Annotated in this window: 14 protein-coding genes; all 14 read right to left on the minus strand. The window is 69.8% G+C overall.

What is annotated here, in order from left to right:
* Position 1: 1 nt before the first annotated feature.
* Entirely contained in the window at positions 2-340 is a 339-nt protein-coding gene (locus M5E06_RS06980) for an STAS domain-containing protein (protein WP_085089672.1), read from the minus strand.
* 104 nt (positions 341-444) lie between these two features.
* Entirely contained in the window at positions 445-2,598 is a 2,154-nt protein-coding gene (locus tag M5E06_RS06985) for a PP2C family protein-serine/threonine phosphatase (RefSeq protein WP_252137638.1), read from the minus strand.
* A 9-nt stretch (positions 2,599-2,607) separates the two neighbouring features.
* Positions 2,608-4,059 (minus strand): HAMP domain-containing sensor histidine kinase, encoded by a 1,452-nt coding sequence (locus M5E06_RS06990; RefSeq protein WP_252137639.1) that lies wholly within the window; start codon positions 4,057-4,059, stop codon positions 2,608-2,610.
* Positions 4,056-4,877, minus strand: coding sequence for a hypothetical protein (locus M5E06_RS06995; protein WP_252137640.1), 822 nt, complete (start codon positions 4,875-4,877; stop codon positions 4,056-4,058). The genes M5E06_RS06990 and M5E06_RS06995 overlap by 4 nt, the downstream gene beginning before the upstream one ends.
* Before the next feature lie 55 nt (positions 4,878-4,932).
* The gene (locus M5E06_RS07000; protein WP_252137641.1) at positions 4,933-5,724 is read right to left on the minus strand and encodes a GNAT family N-acetyltransferase; all 792 of its coding nucleotides are present in this window, start codon (positions 5,722-5,724) and stop codon (positions 4,933-4,935) included.
* Between the two features lie 10 nt (positions 5,725-5,734).
* Entirely contained in the window at positions 5,735-6,817 is a 1,083-nt protein-coding gene (locus M5E06_RS07005; RefSeq protein WP_252137642.1) for an ABC transporter substrate-binding protein, read from the minus strand.
* Positions 6,818-6,822: 5 nt separating this feature from the next.
* Positions 6,823-8,979 (minus strand): MFS transporter, encoded by a 2,157-nt coding sequence (locus tag M5E06_RS07010; RefSeq protein ID WP_252137643.1) that lies wholly within the window; start codon positions 8,977-8,979, stop codon positions 6,823-6,825.
* Complete coding sequence (locus M5E06_RS07015; RefSeq protein ID WP_252137644.1) at positions 8,976-9,746, minus strand: hypothetical protein; 771 nt, start codon at positions 9,744-9,746, stop codon at positions 8,976-8,978. The genes M5E06_RS07010 and M5E06_RS07015 overlap by 4 nt, the downstream gene beginning before the upstream one ends.
* 30 nt (positions 9,747-9,776) lie before the next feature.
* Complete coding sequence (gene tssK / locus M5E06_RS07020; RefSeq protein WP_252137645.1) at positions 9,777-11,111, minus strand: type VI secretion system baseplate subunit TssK; 1,335 nt, start codon at positions 11,109-11,111, stop codon at positions 9,777-9,779.
* A 54-nt stretch (positions 11,112-11,165) separates the two neighbouring features.
* A complete protein-coding gene (locus M5E06_RS35485) occupies positions 11,166-12,446 on the minus strand; it encodes an FHA domain-containing protein (protein ID WP_286208631.1) in 1,281 nt (426 codons plus the stop codon).
* A gap of 4 nt (positions 12,447-12,450) precedes the next feature.
* Positions 12,451-13,020, minus strand: coding sequence for a DUF6931 family protein (locus M5E06_RS07030; protein WP_247870529.1), 570 nt, complete (start codon positions 13,018-13,020; stop codon positions 12,451-12,453).
* A gap of 64 nt (positions 13,021-13,084) precedes the next feature.
* Complete coding sequence (locus M5E06_RS07035) at positions 13,085-15,205, minus strand: type VI secretion system Vgr family protein (protein ID WP_252137646.1); 2,121 nt, start codon at positions 15,203-15,205, stop codon at positions 13,085-13,087.
* Between the two features lie 148 nt (positions 15,206-15,353).
* A complete protein-coding gene (locus M5E06_RS07040) occupies positions 15,354-15,830 on the minus strand; it encodes an Hcp family type VI secretion system effector (RefSeq protein ID WP_085089684.1) in 477 nt (158 codons plus the stop codon).
* A gap of 155 nt (positions 15,831-15,985) precedes the next feature.
* On the minus strand, positions 15,986-18,676 hold the full coding sequence (tssH, locus tag M5E06_RS07045; protein ID WP_252137647.1) for a type VI secretion system ATPase TssH: 2,691 nt from the start codon (positions 18,674-18,676) through the stop codon (positions 15,986-15,988).
* Between the last annotated feature and the right edge of the window lie 87 nt (positions 18,677-18,763).

Below are 18,763 nucleotides of genomic sequence, written 5' to 3' on the forward strand. Positions count from 1 at the left end.
CTCACCCGCCGAGAGCCGCAACCGCCGCAGCCGCGTCGGCGTGGATCTCGAACAGGGACGAGAAGCCGCTGACGTCGAACACCTCGCGGATGTGCGGCGCCATGGCTGAAAGGGCGATCGAGCCGCGCTTCGTCCGTGCCGCCTTGGCGGCGACCAGCAGGCAACGAAGCCCGGCAGAACTGATGTAGGAAAGCTGGGCCATATCGACAACAAGCCGCGTGCCTTCGGCGCCGATGGCCGACAGCAGAGCCGATTCGAATTCGCCGGCATTGCCGCTGTCGATCCGCCCCTCCGCCCGCAGAACGGTGACGCCGTTGACCGACTGTTCGGTGATGTTCATACCCTGCCCTCGCCTCGTCTTACCACGTTGGTGCTTATACCATGTCGGTGGACGCCCGACGACGCATTCGCGGTGCGGCGGACGATTCCTCCCGAACGCCGCCGTCAGGCAACCGGATCGGACAGCGCCGCCAGGGCGGACACCGGAGCGTCCGCCGCCCCGCGCCAGCGCAGGACGAGACAGGTGATGTCGTCGGACTGCGGCGCGCCGGCGGTGAAGCGGGCCACATCGGTCAGCACCCCGTCCAGCCCATCGCGGGCGGACGCGCTGGACTGGCCGGCGACCGCGGCGGCAAGGCGGGGGTCACCGTACATCACCTCCTCGCCGTTGAAGGCCTCGGTGACGCCGTCGGTGAACAGGAAGACCATGTCGCCGGTGTCGAGCATGACGCTCTTCTCGCCGAAGGGCATGTCAGGCATGGCGGCGAGCGCGATGCCGGGGGTGCGCTCCAGCTCCTTCACCGCGCCGGACGCGGTCATGCGCAGCGGCGGGTTGTGGCCGCCGTTGGAATAGGCCAGCACGCCGGTGCGCAGGTCCAGCTCGCCATAGAAGACGGTGACGAACATCATCTGTTCGTTCTCCGCCGCCAGCAGGTTGTTGACCCGCCGCATCGTCTCCGCCGGGCCGACGCCCGATTCGGCGATGGCGCGCAGCATCGTGCGGGTGATCAGCATGAAGAAGGCGGCCGGGATGCCCTTGCCCGACACGTCGGCGATGACCAGCGCCACCTTATGCTCGGAAATCGGGAAGAAGTCGTAGAAATCGCCGCCGACCTCCTTGGCCGGGATCATGCGCGCCGCGATGTCCAGCTCGGCCAGATCGGGGAAGACCTGGGGCAGGATGGTCAGCTGCATGGTGCGGGCGATTTCCAGCTCCTGCTGCAGGCTGATGAGGCGGCGCTTGTCCTCCAGGGCCTCGCGCAGGTCGCGCACCATCTGGGTCAGCTGCACCTGCTGGGTGCTGACCCGCGTCGCCAGACGGGAGAAGCCCAGCGCCAGCAGGCCAAGCTCGTCGCCCACCCCCTTCGATTGCGAGGACTGGGCATCGTGGGTCTCGGCCTCGATCTGGCGAAGCTCCTCCAGCAGGGTCTGGCGGGCATCCTCCTCCAGCGTGACGGCCAGCGCCTCCATCTGGCGGCGGATGAAGCGCTGCTGGCGGCGCAGGCGGCGCTCGCGCTGGCCGGCGCTGCGTTCGATCTCGCGCATCACGCCGCGGAAGACCTCCACCGCGCCGGCGATGCGGCCGATTTCGTCATTGCCGGCCGGCAGCTCGACATAGCCCATGGACCGGCCGTGCGAGAGGTCCTGCAGCGCCTTCACCGCCCCGTCGAGCGTGGAGAAGTTCCGCCGCAGGAAGCCGTAGAGCAACCCCAGCGCGCCCAGCAGCACCAGCCCGACCGCCGCGACATAAGCGACTGACCACAGCGCCTGCTCCTCCACCGCCTGGGTGACGTCGGTGGCGATCAGCACGGTGGCGACGCGGCCGCCGGCGAGATCGGCCACCGGCAGGCTGGCCAGCGCGTAGCGGCGCCCGCCGTCGGCGACATGGGTGATGCTGCGCTCCGCCGGGCGGACCAGCGGCTTGATCGCCGGCCACAGCGGATCGGTCTCGCCATCCAGCGCCACACCGCTGCGGCTGACGGCGAAGACGCGCCCGCCGGTGGTCCGCCGCAGCACGTCGAGCGCAGCGACGAAGTCCAGGCCGGCCACCGCCGCACCGGTGACGCCGGCCCCGCTGCCCGCACCGCCGCCGGCTCCGGTTCCGGCATAGATCGGCACGCCGGCCACCACCACCAGACGCTCGCCATCGACCAGACGGACGCCGCGCGCCAGCTTCTGCCCGGACAGGATGGCGTCGAGCGCGCCGCGATTGAGCAGAGGCGCCGGATCGAAGGCCGGATCGCTGCTGTAGAGCAGGTCGCCCGACTTCGACAGCAGGTTGATGTCGGTGATGCCGCCGGTGGCGGGGGCGGCGAGAATCCCGAGCGCGGCGACCCGGCGGTCGAGCGCGCCGCGCTCCTCCACCTCGACCGCACGGGCGATCTCGGCGTCGCCGGCCAGCCGGCCGAGGCCCTGGTCGATGCGGCCGACAGCACCCGAAACGGCGAGCTGCCAGGAGGTTTCGAGCCGTGCCAGTTCCAGCTCGCGCGCGCGCTCGTCGGCGGCGTCCTCGCGCAGGGCGGCGAAACCGAGAAGCAGGCCGGCCACGATGGTGACGGTGGCGAGCACGAACAGGATGATGCGGGTCTGGAGCAGCATGGGGGCCTCTCAGCTCCGCGGAACAACGATGGGCCGCGCCAGCAGCAGGGCCAACCCGGCGGGAAGCAGGGCCGACGCGGCAAGCAAGCCGCCGTCCCAATCGACCGCCACCGCCCACAGCAGCGCGGCCAGGACGCCGACCGCCAGCGCCCGCAGGATCGATGGAAGACCACCGTCCCCGGTCTGCCGCCGTACATAGGACAGCGCCAACCCGGCGGCGAAGCCTCCCGACCCCGCACCGAGCAAGCCGGAGGCCAGAGCTGACGTCGAAAGTGCGGCAATCGCCACGACGGCCGCCGCCAGCAGAAGCAGCGCGGTCAGCAGAGCGGCGATCCGGCGCAGCCGGGTGGGGACCGCGTAACCAGCGACCAGACCGGCCAGCGCCACCGCCGGCAGAGCGGCGAGCATACCGCCGGACGGGTCCCCGGCGCCCGCCTCGGCGCCCGCCCCGGAGCCCATCGCCAACATCGCTGCGGCGGACGCCGCCAGCAGGGCGAAGGAATGGATGTCGTCGGCGCGGGAATCGACCTCGCGCCGGGGAGCGGCTTCCAGGCCGGAGCCGAGCGCCTCCAGTGCGGAGCGGCGGGTGCGGTCGACGGCCTCGGCGACCTCCGGGTCGAAGACGGCGGCGCGAACCTCTTCTGCATGGGCGGCGAAGCGTTGGCGGCGCTCGTGAAGGCCAAAGACCACGGCGTTGAAGGAGAAGAGCAGACGGCCGACCTGATCGCGCGGACGGCGGCCGAGCAGCGTGGCGAAACGGCCGGCCGCGGCCTCCTCCATCGCGCGGGCCAGCCGGCGCAGCGGCGCGCGGAAGCTGGCGCGGGCCAGCACGCCGGCCAGTTCGGCCAGCAGCAGCAGGATCGCCAGACCGCCCAGCGCCACGGTCGCCAGCTCGCCGGCGATCTGGCCGCGCACCTGACCGGGCTGCACGCCAACCAGCACATGGCCGGCGGGCGGCTGCCCCACCCCACCGCCGCCGCCTTCCGAGGACAGGCGGCCGATGCGCACCGGCAGGCGCAGGATCAGGAAGCCGTCGCGCTCGATCGGCTGGAGGGTCGCGGCGCGGGTCTCGGGCGTCGGCAGGCTGCGCAGCGAGGCGGCCAGCGTCTCCATCTGCTTGCGGTCGGGAAGAGAGCCGCCGGTGGCCGCCGACTGGAGAAGCGCACCGTCGGCGCCGGTCAGCGCCAGGAAGCCGATGTCCGGGTTGCGGTCGGCGATGCCCTGGAGAAAGGCGCCAACCCCCTCGATCCGCGGAAGCGGAATGCCGTAGCCGATGGCGCGCTCCAGATCGTGCTGAACCGCCTCCGCCACCGCGGCGGCCTTGGCGGCGCGGGCCTCGCCCAGCTGGTCCTGCGCCAGCCAGGTGCCGAGAAGCCCGACCCCGGCCATCGCCAGCGCCGCCGCCAGCAGGATGACGGCCGGAATGCCGAGCATGAAGGAGCGATGGCTGCGGGATGTCATGCGAGTTCGTCCAGGCGGGCGACTTCGCGCTCCGCCTCGTCGAGGATGGTCAGGCGCCGCCGTACCGCTTCGGTGAAGGCGGGTGCCGGCAGGCCGAGTGCCTGGGCGGTGGAACGGGTGGCGGAAGGGGCGGGAAGAGCCGTCGCGCCCTCCCCCAATCCTTCCAGTGCGGCGGCGAGATCCGCCAGAGACCGGCGCGGCCCGGCGGCGATCCCCAGCCCGGCCAGCCAGCCGACCAGGGCCAGCGGCAGCACGATCAGAACCGCGCCGATGGACAGGGTCAGGGCATAGTGGCGCATCGGCTCGGCCATCGCGCCGGACGGCATGCGCACCAGGACGCTGCCGGCTGCGGTGTCGAAGCTGGTGGCAAGACCGACGCCATAGACCCGCTCGGCCCCGCGCACCTCCGACCAGAAGCCGCTGACGTCGCCGTCGGGGCGATTGGGGCCGCCGGGGCTGTCAGAGGCCGATGCCGGGCGGGGCGGCAGCGCCTCCCCCACCTCCACCGCGTTGGTGGAGAAGAGAATGGTGCCGGCCTCGTCGAGAACGGCAACGGACTGGATGCCGGGAAGGGCGGCGCGGGCGCGGGCCAGCAGCACATCGACCTGCGGCAGGTCGCCCAACGCCAGGCCGAGATTCAGCTGGGTTTCAAGCGACGTCTTCGCCTCGCTCAGCACGAAGCCGACCTGGGAGGACACGGCCTCGTCCAGGCGGCGCGCCTGTTCGCGCGTCCACAGCACGACGGCCGACAGGCCGGCGACGAACACCGCCACCGCCACGAACGCCGCCAGCCGCGCCCCGAAACTGCCCGATCCCATCCCGGTTTTCTCCCTCCGGCCGTCTGCCGATCAGCGCTCGATCAGCGCGGCCCAATCAGCGCGAATCGCGTTCCCGGCCGCACAGTGCGTACCAGCGTTGCGACGCACCCTCGCCCGCCGCGACGCGGCCCCAGACATGGCCGCGGTCGAACACGTCCCAGCGGGAGGCCAGTTCCTCCACCGCGACCAGTTCGGCGCTGGCGGTGTCGAAAATCGGGTCGGCGGTGAAGTCGCGGTGGACCAGCAGCCGCACCAGATCGCCGCCGACGCGGACCAGCCGCTTCGGATAGATGCCGTGCCGCGCCAGATGACCCCAGCTGCGGTGATTGCGCGTGCTGACGGTTGTGACGAGATGCCGGCGGCCGAGCGCCTCCGCCACCTCGATCCGCCAGTCGATCAGGCGGTGATGCAGGCCGCGCCCGCGCTCCGACGGATCGACCATCGCCGATGACATGTGCGCGACCCAGGGCAGCTCCGCTTCCGGCAGGTCGAGGTCGCGGCCCCGGTTGGGATCGGCGGCCGACGGCAGGCCCAGCGCGCCGTAGGCGACCAGAGCGCCCTTGCGGAAGATGCCGGCGGTCAGGCCGCGGTCGCCGAGATGGTCGGTGACGAAGTTCCCGACCTCGCCCGCCATGCGGTAATGGTCGGGGTCCTCCAGCGTCGCCACCACGCGGACGCGGAAGTCGGCGAGCAGGTTGGAATCGTCCAGGTCCATCATGCGGACGGTCAGCCCGTCCGGCAGGTCGGCGGCCAGCGCCCGCAGGCGGACGGCGGCGACCGCGCGCGCGGCGTCGCCGCGCAGGGGGATCGCGCCGAACGGCAGGGGGACGGGGGGCAGGACGCTCATAATTCGCCACTCACGATTCGATGATTTCCGCGAAGTTCAGGAGGCCGATGGGCGGGTAATATTCCAGTGCCCGCACCGTGGCCATGTTGATGATGACGGAGAAGCGCTTCAGCGTTTCCACCGGGATTTCGGCCGGCTTGACGCCGTCCAGCAGGATTTGCGCCGCCTTGAAGGCGGTGAAGCGGCCGATGCCGTAGGCGCTGCTCGCCAGCGCCAGCATCGCCTTGTCGGTGCGCACGATCAGTTCGGTGACGGAGAAGGTCGGCAGATGCAGGCGCAACGCCTCCGCCGCCACGACGCTGCGGTTGTGGAACGCGATGAAGGTGTCGGGGCCGATATACAGCATCTCCGCTCCGCGCTGCGCCGCACGGGCGATGGCGTCGGGAACCGCGGCGGAGATCGGCTCGCCCCGGTCGTTCAGGGGCACCGCCTCCTCGATCAGCTCAAGCCCGCGCAGGGCCGTCTCCGCCCGCAACCCCTCGATGGTGAGGACGGAGTTGCGCTCCTGCGGGTTGTAGACGACGCCCAGCCGCTTGATCGGGCGATAGGCCTGGATGGTGTTCAGCTGGACCGCGATGGGGGCGATGTGGATGGTGCCGGTGACGTTGCGCCCCGAACGGGCGAGGTCGGGCACGATCTTCGCGTCCACCGGGGCGGCGACGAAGGTGAAGACGACCGGGATGTCGGTGACGTATTTGCGCGGATCGGGCTGGTCGAAGGGACCGATGAGGCCACGGGTCTGCGGCGTGCCCCAGCTGTAGATCAGATCGGGGCGGGTGTCCTTTATCTCTTCGATGATGCCCGGCAGCTTGGCGGTGTCGCCGCCGGTGTTGCGGATGGTGTAGTCGACCTTCAGGCCGCGGCGCGCCAGATAGTCCTTGAAGCCGTATTCGTTGTCGCTCTCGCCGCGGCCCAGCACCATGGTGATTCGGAAGGTCTTGTCCGGCACCGTGGCGGCGAGCGCCGACCCGATCAGCGCGTTGCCGGCCAGCGGCAGGCCCGGCAGCGCCAGCCCGCCGGCGGCGGCCAGACGCAGCAGCGAACGGCGGCGGATGCGGAGGAGGTCGTCCTCGTCGAAGAAGTTCGCGCTCATCGCGGTCAAGCCTCCTGCGGCCGGGTCGCTGGGGTGGCCGGCCGGCCGGTGCGGAAGAGAATCCAGAACAGCAGGGCGCTCGCCCCGCACAGAAGGCCGATGCCAAGCATCGCCTCCCGGTAGGAGGTGGCGACCGCCACCGCCATCGCGGTGACGGGGCCGAGCGCGCCGCCGAGCCGCTCGATCAGACGGTACCAGCCGATGGCCGCGGTCTCCTGCAGGCCGCCCTCGCGGGCGATCTGCGAGACCAACGTCAGCTGTGGCGCGCCGACCAGCGCCTGGGACAGCCCGAACAGGGCGATGGCCAGCGGCGGCCCCCACAACGCCTGGGTGGCGACGATGGGCAGGCAACTGGCCAGCGTGCCGATGCCGCCGGCGGCGATGAAGCCGCGCCGCGCCTGCCAGCGGTCGGACAGGCTGGCGGCCAGCGGCGACACCAGGATGAAGGCGACGAAATACATCATCTGCACCCGGCCGATCTCCGCCTTGGTGGCGCCGTCGGCGGTCAGCAGAAGCGGCACGAGGCAGAAGAGGAAGGCGGTGGAGGCGATCTTGGTCGGGATCGCGCTCAGCACCATCAGGGCGGAGAAGCGGAAATCGCGGAACAGCGGCAGCGCGCTGCCCATCGCCGGACGCGGGGCCGCGCCGGCCGGACGCGCCGCCGAGCGGCCACGCAGGAGCAGCAGGCTGACCGACAGGCCGGAGCCCAGCGCCAGGACCGCGCCCAGCAGGAAGGTGGCGCGGAAGCCCGCCTGATCGGCGATGATGCCGCCGCCGACCGGGCCGCAGACGCCGGCCGCCAGCAGGGCGCCGATGAACATCGCCATGCCCGCCGCCCGGTTGCGCGGTGTGGTGTGGTCCACCACGATGCCCTGCGCAGTGATGAGCACCAGCCCATAGCCGAGCGCGGTCAGGCAGCGCCACAGCATCAGCTCGAACAGCGAGCCGGCATAGGCGGTCAGCGCCAGGCTGACGGAGCCCAGCAGCGCCCCGATGGTGAAGGAGCGCGCCCGGCCCCAGCGTTCGGAAAAGCGTGCCCCGCCCGGCTGCGACAGCGCCCAGATCAGCATGAACAGCGTGATCGGCAGGCTGACCACCATGTCCGGCGTCAGCCACGGCACCTCGCCGGCGAAGGATTTGGCATAGGCCGGCAGGAAGGGGCGCGACAGCTCTTCCGACAGGCAGAACAGGAAGACCGGCAGACGCAGGAACACGAGGTTCAGCGGTGTCGGCGGCGGGGTCGCGGACTGCGGATCGCGGAAGCGGAATCGGCCGGCGAGCGCGGCCAGTCCGGCCTCGGCCCGGTCGACCCGCGGATCGTCATTGCCCAGCCGGTGCCGCAGTTCCGCCACCCGCGCGGCGAGGCCGGCATGGCGGGCGTTGACGCTGTCGAGCGCCGCACGAACGCCGCCTTCCAGCGCGCGGTCGTCATTGGCGCCGGCGGCCTGCGTTCCGGCAGGTTCGGCGATCACCGGCAGGGTGGCGCGGAAATCGCCCTCTTCCGCCCGGTCGGCCAGCAGCCGCAGGGTCAGCACCCGCCGCATGGCGAGATTCACCACCAGCTGCAGCACTTCGAAGATCAGCAGGACGGAGACGATGACCACCGACAGCACGTCGAGCGCCAGATCGGTGGAGGCCTTCGCCAGGAAGGCGCTGTCGATGCCGACATGCAGCGCGCCGGCCGCAGCGCCGGTCCCGCCCAGCGGGTTCTCGACATCGACGAAGCCGCTCACCAGCCGTCCGTCGGCGGGGCCGGACAGCTGGCCGGCCGGCACGGACGACAGCCCGGCGAGCGGCTTGCCCGCCGTCGCCACGATGCGTCCGGCAGGATCGGTGACCGCGATGTAGGCGATGTCGTCGTGGCGATCGACCTCGGCCGCCAGCAGGGCGTCGAGGCCGGCCATGCGGTCCAGCGGAATGCGGACGCCGAGGCCGCGGTCGATCTGCGCCGCCAGCAGGCCGCCGACTGTCTGCGCCTTGCGCGCGAGTTCAGGCTGGAACAGCGGGTCGAAGCTGCGCAGCGACAGCCAGGACGCCGCCCCCGCCGCCACGAGCAAGACCGCCACCGTAACGATGGTCAGCCGCAGCACCAGCGCACTGATCGGGTCGCGCTGCCGGGCCGGCGCGGCCTTCGCGGCGCTGGATTGTCCTTTTCCGGTCATGGCACGGCCCCTTTCGGCATCGGCGATGCCATGTTCACCGATGAAGTGCCGAGGGGAGCCATCGCATCCAGCTCCCGCTCCAGGTCCTCGATGGCGCGGTCGGCGTCGGCGATGCCATGGTTCAGACGGTCGCGCACCACACCCAGGGGTGCCGCGCCGGCGGCCAGTCCACGGCGACCGCCGCCCTGGCGGACGACGACGAAGACGGCGGCGAAGGTCGCAAGCGCAGCGATCAGCACCAGGACCAGGGTTCCGAAGCGCAGCCCGCCTTCGACCGCGGCGACCCGCGCCTTCAGGCCGGTGAGGGACGAGCGCAGGATCACCTCGCCCACCGTCTGGCCGAAGCTGTTGCGCACGCCGGTGCCGATCACCAGCACGTCGCCGTCGACGCGCTGGCGCAGCGTGCTTCCGGGATCCTCACTCCAATGGACCGGGCTGGGACCGCCGACGCTGTTGCGGTCGGACGCGAACAGCACGATGCCACGATCGTCCACCACCTCCACCCCGAGGATCTCCTCGCCGGAGGCGGCGCGTTCGGCTTGCGCCTGCAGATCGACCAGTTCGGACAGATCGAGCCCCAGCGTCAGCCCGTATTCGACCCGGCGCCTCATCTCGTCCGCCACCACCGTCAGGCGGGACGTCGTGACCTCGCGCAGCTTCTGCTCGAATTTCAGCCCGGACAGGGCGACGGATAGCAGAACGGCCGTCGCCACCGTCGCGGCGATGACGGCGCCCGTGCGCAAGGCCAGCACGCCGCCGAGCCTCATCGCAACCCTACACGATGAATTGGTGATACATCAGCCACGGATCGCCCAAAGCTCCATCGCCACTTGGGGGAAGTCACCCGCTAGATGAACCGCGATTCCGCCCGATGTTGCAAGCTGTTTCCAAATCGGGCTACCGCGTTCGAGTTCGAAATACACGGCCCCGGCATGATAGGGCAGTTGCCGGGGTGCGACGGGCAGCGGTCTTACTCGGATGCCGGGCAACTGGACATTGACCAGCTCGCGGATTTGTTCGACCGGACCGATCTTGACCAGCGCCGGGAAGTTGCGGCGCAGCGCCTCGCCCGGCATGTCCGCCCGCACCGCCAGCACGAAGGTGGCGGTGGTGATGAGCGAGCGGTCGGCGATGGTGCCGACGCGGATGCCGTATTTGCGTTCCAGCAGGTCGATGGGGATGGCGGTCTGTTCCAGCACCGCGCTGAGCGAGCGGCGGATCTCCGCCATCACCGGCTCCATCGTAGCCTGCAGGTCGTCGTGCCGATAGGGCGGGAACCCAGGCGGCCGCTTGTTGACCGCGGTGAAGGTGGCCAGTTCGCCGGCCAGCGACAGCATCATGCCGTGCAGCCGTTCCGGATGGATGTCGGGCATGCGGGCGATGTTGGCGAACAGCGGTTCGGAGCGGTTGGCGACCTGAAGCATCAGGAAATCGGCCATCTCGCCGGCGCCGCGCCCGTTGGACCCGGCGACGCGGGCGGCCAGCGCCTCCGACCGGCTGTTCAGCAGGCCCTGGATTTCGGTGACGTAGCCGGCCAGCGGGGCCAGCGCCTGGACGTTCAGGGTCGGCGGGATGTAGCGGTCGTCCAGCGTGGCCCGGCGGTCCGACCGCACCTCCTGGATGCGGGCGAGGCCGAGGCAATGGTAGCCGGCCCGCTCCTGCCGTTCCAGCCGGTAGCGCAGGCGCAGCCGCCCGGTGCGGATGCGCGACACGCTGGCCGAGCCGGCGATGGCGTCGACGGTCTCCGTCTCCTCGCCGACATAGCGGGTGGCCGCATCGGCACTCTCGCCCACCTCGAACTCGACGCCGCCGCGCTGGCGCACCGGCAGGGCCAGATAGACGATGCTGTTCGCCAGCGTTTCCGGCAGGTCGAGCGGCGGCGGCGGATCGTCGTCGTCGGGGATGTTGATCGGCGTCCCATCCTCCAGGATGCCCTTGCAGCGCAGCACGGCAAACTTGCCTACGGCCAGAAGCTCGCGGTTGATCGTCAGTTCGCTGATGCCCCAGGCGAAGGGACGCAAGCCCGCCACCCGGCCGCGCACCAGCCGTTCCACATAGCGGTCCTGCTGCTGGAAATGCTGCGCCCGCAGGAACATGCCTTCGGACCAGATGACCTTGTCGTCCCAACTCATGGGCGCTTTCCCTCTTGCAGGCTGGTGGTCGTCGTCATGGGTCGTCCTCCGCCGTCAGCCGCCGAGCGCGTGACGGTGGATGGGCAGGAGCCGACGGTAAAGCGCCGCCAGCCGGGCGCCGCCGTCAGCGGTCTCGCCGGTCAGCTCGCGCACCGCCGCCAGCAGGGCCGACTGGTGGGCGGCGCCGTCGGCCGCGGCCGACTGCAGCAGCGCCTCCGCCTCGGCGGGCGGCAGGGCACGCAGCCGGGCCAGCGCATCGTCGGCGTCCGCCGCACGGAGCAGGGGCGAATTCCCCTGCGCCAGCGTGTCCTCCGGATCGAGGCCGAGCAGCGATTCCAGCGCCGCCTGCCGCCGAACCAGCGACAGCACGACGTCGGCCAGTGCGCGGGCCAGGGGATCGGAACCGGGGCCGGACGCGAAGCCGGATTCAAAGCCGGTGTCAGCGGCCGGCAGCGCGGAGGGCGCCGGCCGCGCGCCGAAGGCGGGCGGCACCAGCGGATCGTCCGCCCAATCCTCCGGCGGAAGGCTGTCCGCTTGGGGCTGCGGTGGCGATGCGGAGGGCAAGGCCGGCATTGCCGTCGGGGAGGGCTGGGCCGGCGGCAGATCGACCGGATCGTCCAGCCAGTCGTCCGGGATCGACGGTCCACCGGTTCCGCCGCCGCTTCCCTGGTCGAAGGCCGGCGGTTCGGGTGCCACGCGGATGGTGCCGAGGCTGTCCGGCGAGAAATCGCGCTGGGCCGCGCCGGCCCAGTCGGCATCGCGGCCGTAGGCGTCGGGCTGCGCCGCAGCAGCCGTCGGCTGCCAACCGCCGGACGGCTTGTCGCTCCATCGGTCGTCGGCACGCGGCAGGTCGCCGAACAGATCCTCGTCTTCCGGGATCGGCATCACCGGCACCGCGCCGCTGTTGAAGGCCGGCACGGCGAAGGGGTCGTCCTCCGCCGCCTGCGCCGTCTGCGTCGGGGTGTCGGAGCCGCGCAGCACCGCCAGGAAGGGATCGTTGGCGGCCGGCGCCTCTTCCGCGGCGAAGCCGGCGCGCATGACGAAGCCGCCCAGTCGCAGCCGGTCGCCCTCCCCCACCACGGCGGAATTGCCGCGGCCGATCGGGGCCGGCGCGTCGTTGAGGAAGACGCCGTTGGTCGAGCTGTCGATGACGATGTAGACGCCGCCCTTGAACTCCACCATGCAGTGGATCTTGGACAGCGTCCGTTCCGGGTCGTTCAGTATCCAGTCGCAATCGGGGCCGCGGCCGATCACCAGCCGGCCGGTGCCGAGATCTCGTGCGATATCGGCGCCCTGCGATGGCGGACATTGGATCAGGGTCAGGCGAAGCTTCATCGGATCACGCCCCCACCTTGCCGCTGCCGCCATTGGCGATGTCCAGCGCCTGGGCCAGCGACGCGCGATGTCGAGCCTTGATCTCCTTCGGCACCGCGGCGGCGGCGAGCAGCACCGCGGCGGCGGCGGCGGTGCCGGTCAGCCCGTCACCCGGCGGCACCACCACCGCCGCATCGGGCGGAGCGAGGCTGCCGCCGGACCAGAAGGCGGCCATGGCGGCATTGGCGCAGGCCGTCTCGAAATTCATCGCTTCTGCGGGGGCGAAACAGGCGCGGCGGTTCTCCTCCGTCGGGCGGAAGACCCAGGCCTCCGCCGCCTCCAGCGCGGCCCCGTCGGCAGGCGCCGGTTCAGGAGGAAGCGCGCCACGAGCGGCCAGACAGCCCCACCACACCGCCTCGCGCCGCGGCAGCGCCATGCCCAGCAGACGGATGGCGTCCGCATACAGCTCGGCGTCGATCAGCGCCTTCAGGTAGGCGGATGTCGGGGCGTTCGGCGCGAACAGCGCCTTCGCCTCCGCCGACAGGTCCAGCCCCGCGACCGCTTCGGCCGCGCGGGCGAAGCGCAACTTCGGCAACAACCCGATGTCCACCGTCCCAAACCCCGCTTGTGAAGACCGCCCCACTCTGGACGGTGTTTCGTCAATTGATGGTTACCACGCCGCCCTTGACCTGGACCATCGCGTCGCCGTTCAGCTGCGTCATCGCACCCTTGATCTGCACCTGGCTGTCGCCGGTGACCTTGACCATCAGGCCTTTGACGGTGACGCCAGTCTGGTCGATCTTGACGCTGTTGCCGCCGACCTTCAGTTCGATGGAGGTCGTCGCCTCCATGGTGATCTTGCCGGTGCTGGCCTTCACCGACACATCGCCCAGCCCTAGCTTCAGCGCATAGTCGCCCTGCTTCACGTCGATCGCCATGTTGCCCTGGCCGACGGTGAGGCTGTCGTTGCCCTGCCCGACCTCCACCGTCCGGTTGCCCTGGCTGACCGTGTGGGTGTCGTTGCCCTTGCTGACGGTGACGGTCCGGTTGCCCTCCCCCACCGTCAGGGACTGGTTGCCGGTCGACACCTCGTGGCTGTCGTTGCCTTCCGACACGGTGACGCTGCGGTTGCCCTTGGCGATGGTGACCGACTCGTTCCCTTCCGACACCGTTTCGGTGCGGTTGTTCTTGATGGTGATGGTCTGGTCGTGATCGACGGTCAGCGTGTCGTCGTTCTCCACCATCCGGGTGAAGTCCTTCTGGGCGTGGAAGTAGATCTCCTCCGCGTCCTTCTTGTCCTCGAAACGCAGCTCGTTGAAGGTGGCCGTATCGCCGCCCTTGCTGGAGCGCGTCTTGATGCCGCTCTGCGTCTTGTTGTCGGGCAGCGTGTAGGGCGGCATGTTTTCCGCGTTGTAGACGCAGCCGACGATCAGGGGCCGGTCGGGATCGCCGCCGATGTAATCGACCAGCACCTCCATGCCGACGCGCGGGGTGAAGATGGTGCCCCAGTTCTTGCCGGCCATGGTCTGGGCGACGCGCAGCCAGACGAAGCTCTTCTCGTCGTTGGTGCCCTTGCGGTCCCAATGGAACTGCACCCGCACCCGGCCGTACTTATCGCAATAGATCTCCTCGCCGCTGGGGCCGACCACGGTCGCGGTGTCCGGCCCATGGGTGCGCGGGCGCGGCACCGGCGGCGGGCGGAACACGGTGGCGTCGGGGATCGCGGCGAAGCGGCAGGAGAAGGACGGCGGAACGCCACCGTTGCCCAGATGGCTCTGGTCCTGGGCGCTCAACGCCAGTTCTGTGAGGACATAGCCCTTGCCGACCTCGGCCGTCACCGCATGGCCGGTCATCGAGATCTTGCCGCCGGCGAACAGGCCGCGGTAGGTGGCGCTGCCCTCCACCCGCTCGTATCCGGTCTCCGTCTCCTCCATGCGCAGGCGCGACAGGGTGGTGCCGTCGGCCTTCACCATATGGCCGCCGGGATAGCCGAACATCTCGTGCGACTTGAAGGCGGGAACGCTGAGCACCGTGGTGGTGGTGGCGGTCAGGTCGGTGCTGGGCGTCTCGAAATTATAGTCCTTCAGCGTCCATTTTCCGGACACGTAGGATTGCGAATGCGCCCAGCCGTCGATGGCCAGCGTGTTGCCCTGCACCGAGGTGGCGTGGATGACATCCTTGTCCAGGCAGTCGGTGTAGCCGGACGCGCTGTCGCTCAGCACCAGGGTGTGCTTGCCGGCCTCGTGCTGGAAATAGAAATAGATGCCCTCGTCCTGCAGCAGGCGGGCGATGAAGTCGAAATGGGTCTCGCGGTACTGGACGCAGACCGGCCGGGCGTTGTGGGTGCCGGACAGGCCCTGCTTCTTCACCTCGGTCACGCCGCAGTCGGACAGCATGGCGTCGACGATCTGGACGACGCTCTTCTCCTGGAAGACCTGGCAGTCGGAGCGCAGCGTGGCCAGCCACAGGGTCGGCACGATCTCGGCGGTGTATTGGCGATAGCCGCGCAGGGCCAGCGGCCCGGCGGAAAAGCTGCTGACGATGCCGTTGACGATGCGGGGATCGCCGCCCTTGCGCGCGATGGACAGGGTCAGCGACTTTCCCAGGATGTCGGCCGGCGCGATCGTCATCCGCGGAGAGATCATCGTGATGGTGTAGCGGAACAGGCGCGACAGCCCTTCCTCCCCCTCGACGGCCACCGGGATCAGCACGTCCGCGCCCAACGGCGAGGTCAACGACAGAAGCCGGCCGGTCTGCGAGATGGTGGGCGCATCCGACATGCGGGCTTGGTCCTATTTGTTGGGAAGATATTGATCTGAAAAGGCATTGCCCCCACCCCTACCCTCCCCCGCTTCGCAGGGGAGGGAGTTATCCCCTCCCCCGCCCAGCGGGGGAGGGTTAGGGTGGGGGCAAGACCCGCGCTGAGCTTTAGGCGCTCTTGGTCGTCGACAGGTCGTAGGAGACCGAGATCGGCGTGCCGGCCTTGTTCTTGTCGTCGTACGGGATGAACTTGTACTCCATCTTGGTGAAGCTGATGGAGATCGACTCCGACGGACGGTCGCCGCCCGACGACATCGAGTAGGCCGAGACCAGGGCGTTGGTCAGGGTGTACTCGGCATAGGTGTTGCCCGGGCTGCCAGTGGTGACGAGGTGGATCTGCACCTTCTTGCCGATGGCGCCGGTGCAGGATTCGACGAAGAACTTCGGCGAGGAGCTGTCCATCAGCTTGGTGATGGTCACTTCCGACACCGACGGCTCCGACGCCTCGCGGTTGGCGGTCGAGCCCGACGGGGTGCTGATGGCGCGGCCGACGCCCCACTGCAGCGAACCGACGTCCAGCCACTTCTTGTGGGTCTCGTGCGTGGCCTCGCCGTCGATGCCTTCGTACTTGATGTAGATCGCCATGTTGGTCTCCTCGCTCTCTCTTGAAGGTCGGTCTTAACGGGTAAGCTTGATCTGTGCAGTATGGTTACGAAAGAATTGAGGCGGGTGCTGTGACGGGCGTCACCGCCCGCCTGTTTTTTCTCGCGCCCGCCCCGGCTCTCCCGCTTCCGGATGTGTCAGGCGATGTCGTAGACGAAGCGGTCTTCGCCATCGACCGAGACGTGGACGCGGGTGATCGGTTCGCCGTCGCCCATGCGGGCGAGGATGCGGGACGAGATCTCCGGCAGCAGCGTGCGGCTCAGGATGGTCTCGATGTTGCGGGCACCGCTCGACACCTCCTGGCAGCGGCTGACGATGCTCTGCACCAGATCGTCGGAGTAGGAGAAGGCGGCCTTGTAGTTCTGCACCACCCGCTTGGCGATGCGGTTCAACTGCAGGACCACAATCTTCGCCAGATTCTCGTCGGACAACTGGAAGTAGGGGATGACCGTGCAGCGGCCGAGGAAGGCCGGCTTGAAGCTCTTCTGCAGTTCCGGATGCAGCGCCTCCAGCAGCCCGTCGGCGTCCGGCGCGGTCTCCGGATCGGCGCACAGCTTGTGGATCAGGTCGGTGCCGGCATTCGACGTCATGATGATGACGGTGTTCTTGAAGTCGATGTCGCGGCCTTCGCCGTCCTTGATCGTGCCCTTGTCGAACACCTGGAAGAAGATGTCCTGCACGCCGGGGTGTGCCTTCTCCAGCTCGTCCAGCAGCACGACGCTGTAAGGCCGGCGGCGCACCGCCTCGGTCAGGACGCCACCCTCGCCGAAGCCGACATAGCCGGGAGGCGAACCGAGCAGCAGGGAGACCTTATGCTCCTCCTTGTACTCGGTCATGTTGATGGTGGTGACGTTCTGCTCGCCGCCATAGATCAGGTCGGCCAGGGTCAGCGCCGTCTCGGTCTTGCCGACGCCCGAGGTGCCGACCATCAGGAAGACGCCGATCGGCTTGCGCGGGTCGGTCAGCTTGGCCCGGCTGGTCCACATCGCCTGGGCGATGGCGTCCAGCGCGTGGTCCTGACCGATGATCCGCTCCTTCATGCGGTCGGCGAGCGACAGGATGGTCTTGATTTCGTTGGAGACCATGCGGCCGACCGGCACGCCGGTCCAGTTGGCGACCACCTCGGCCACCGCCTGCCCGTCCACCGCGACCTTGACCAGCGGATCCTCGCCCTGCAGCGCGGTCAGCTCGGCGGTCAGCGCGCTCAACTTGGCGTTCAGCGCCTCGGCGTCGAGCGGCTCGGCAGGAGCTGCGCCCTCGGCGGCCGGGGCCTTGGCCTGCTCGTGCGCGGCGACCAGCTGGTCACGCGTCTCGTTGATCGCCTTGACCAGTTCCAGTTCCTTGGTCCAGCGCGTCTCCAGCGCCTCAAGGTCGGCCTGGGTGGCGGCAATCTTGTCCTTCAGCGCGGCGAGCAGTTCGGCATGGTCGATGCCGATGGCCTCCTCGCGCTCCAGGATCGCGACCTCGGTCTCGGTCAGCTGGATGGTGCGGCGGCGGTCCTCGATGGCCGGCGGCGTCGCGGTCTGGCTCATCGCCACGCGGGCGCAGGCGGTGTCGAGCAGGCTGACCGCCTTGTCGGGCAGCTGGCGCGCCGGGATGTAGCGGCTGGACAGGCGAACCGATTCGATCAGCCCCTCGGTGACGATGCGGACCTTGTGGTGCTTCTCAAGCGTGGCGGTCAGGCCGCGCATCATGTCGACGGCGACCGGCTCCGCCGGTTCCTCCACCTTCACCACCTGGAAGCGGCGGGTCAGCGCCGGGTCCTTTTCGAAATACTTCTTGTATTCGGCCCAGGTGGTGGCAGCGATGGTGCGCATCTCGCCGCGCGCCAGGGCGGGCTTCAGCAGGTTGGCGGCATCGTTCTGGCCGGCCTGCCCGCCGGCGCCGATCAGGGTGTGCGCCTCGTCGATGAACATGATGATGGGCTGGCTGGAACCCTTCACCTCGTCGATGACGCCCTTCAGCCGATTCTCGAACTCGCCCTTCATGCCGGCGCCGGCCTGCAGCAGGCCGAGGTCGAGCGACAGCAGTCGGACGTTGCGCAGGTCGGGCGGCACGTCGCCGGCGGCGATGCGCAGCGCGAAGCCCTCCACCACCGCCGTCTTGCCCACGCCGGCCTCGCCGGTCAGGATCGGGTTGTTCTGGCGGCGGCGGGTCAGCACGTCGATGATCTGGCGGATCTCGGCGTCGCGGCCCAGAACCGGATCGATCTTGCCGTTCTTGGCGCGGTCGGTCAGGTCGATGGTGTACTGGTCGAGGTTGGGGGTCGCCCCGCCCGCCTTCGGCGCACCACCGGCCGACGCCGCGGCGGCACCGCCACCGGCAGCCGCGACCGGGGCGCTGGTCCGCGCCTCCGCCGTGTCGGCGACGATGCGGGCCAAGTCGCGGCGCAGAGCCTCGGCGGTGATCTTCGCGAACTGGCCGGACATGTCGCGCGCCTGGGCCGACAGCGATTCGTCGGACAGCAGGGCCGTCAGCAGATGGCCGGAGCGCACCGCCCCCTCGCCATATTGCAGGGAGGCCAGCACCCACGCCTCGCGCATCAGCTGGACGAGGTTGGGCGACAGCGCAGGGGCGCGGCTGTTGCCGGTCTTCAGCTTGTCCAGCACCCGCGTCAGGTCGGCCGACAGCCGGCCGGCGTCGATCTCGTAGACGCGCAGGATGGCGGAGATGTCGCCGTCCGCGGCACCGATCAGCTGGAGAAGCCAGTGCTCGATCTCGCAATTGTAATGCGTGCGCGACAGCGTCTGTCCGGCCGCCGCCTCCAGCGCCCGCCGGCACAGAGGATTCAGCCGGGAAATCATGCTCTGCAGATCGACCGCCACCATGGCTCCACCCCCTTCTCGTGCTTTCGTATCTTCAACCCATGCGGGCAGAGCGCCCTTGGCGTCCGCTCCATCTCAACCGGCCGGCCG

This window comes from Azospirillum sp. A1-3, from assembly GCF_023806445.1.
GTDB lineage: Bacteria > Pseudomonadota > Alphaproteobacteria > Azospirillales > Azospirillaceae > Azospirillum.

Bases quoted from the DNA above. Each gene is read 5' to 3' on its own strand.
- M5E06_RS06980 (WP_085089672.1), bottom strand. From the start codon at position 340: ATGAACATCACCGAACAGTCGGTCAACGGCGTCACCGTTCTGCGGGCG.
- M5E06_RS06985 (WP_252137638.1), bottom strand. From the start codon at position 2,598: ATGCTGCTCCAGACCCGCATCATCCTGTTCGTGCTCGCCACCGTCACC.
- M5E06_RS06990 (WP_252137639.1), bottom strand. From the start codon at position 4,059: ATGACATCCCGCAGCCATCGCTCCTTCATGCTCGGCATTCCGGCCGTC.
- M5E06_RS06995 (WP_252137640.1), bottom strand. From the start codon at position 4,877: ATGGGATCGGGCAGTTTCGGGGCGCGGCTGGCGGCGTTCGTGGCGGTG.
- M5E06_RS07000 (WP_252137641.1), bottom strand. From the start codon at position 5,724: ATGAGCGTCCTGCCCCCCGTCCCCCTGCCGTTCGGCGCGATCCCCCTG.
- M5E06_RS07005 (WP_252137642.1), bottom strand. From the start codon at position 6,817: ATGAGCGCGAACTTCTTCGACGAGGACGACCTCCTCCGCATCCGCCGC.
- M5E06_RS07010 (WP_252137643.1), bottom strand. From the start codon at position 8,979: ATGACCGGAAAAGGACAATCCAGCGCCGCGAAGGCCGCGCCGGCCCGG.
- M5E06_RS07015 (WP_252137644.1), bottom strand. From the start codon at position 9,746: ATGAGGCTCGGCGGCGTGCTGGCCTTGCGCACGGGCGCCGTCATCGCC.
- tssK (WP_252137645.1), bottom strand. From the start codon at position 11,111: ATGAGTTGGGACGACAAGGTCATCTGGTCCGAAGGCATGTTCCTGCGG.
- M5E06_RS35485 (WP_286208631.1), bottom strand. From the start codon at position 12,446: ATGAAGCTTCGCCTGACCCTGATCCAATGTCCGCCATCGCAGGGCGCC.
- M5E06_RS07035 (WP_252137646.1), bottom strand. From the start codon at position 15,205: ATGTCGGATGCGCCCACCATCTCGCAGACCGGCCGGCTTCTGTCGTTG.
- M5E06_RS07040 (WP_085089684.1), bottom strand. From the start codon at position 15,830: ATGGCGATCTACATCAAGTACGAAGGCATCGACGGCGAGGCCACGCAC.
- tssH (WP_252137647.1), bottom strand. From the start codon at position 18,676: ATGGTGGCGGTCGATCTGCAGAGCATGATTTCCCGGCTGAATCCTCTG.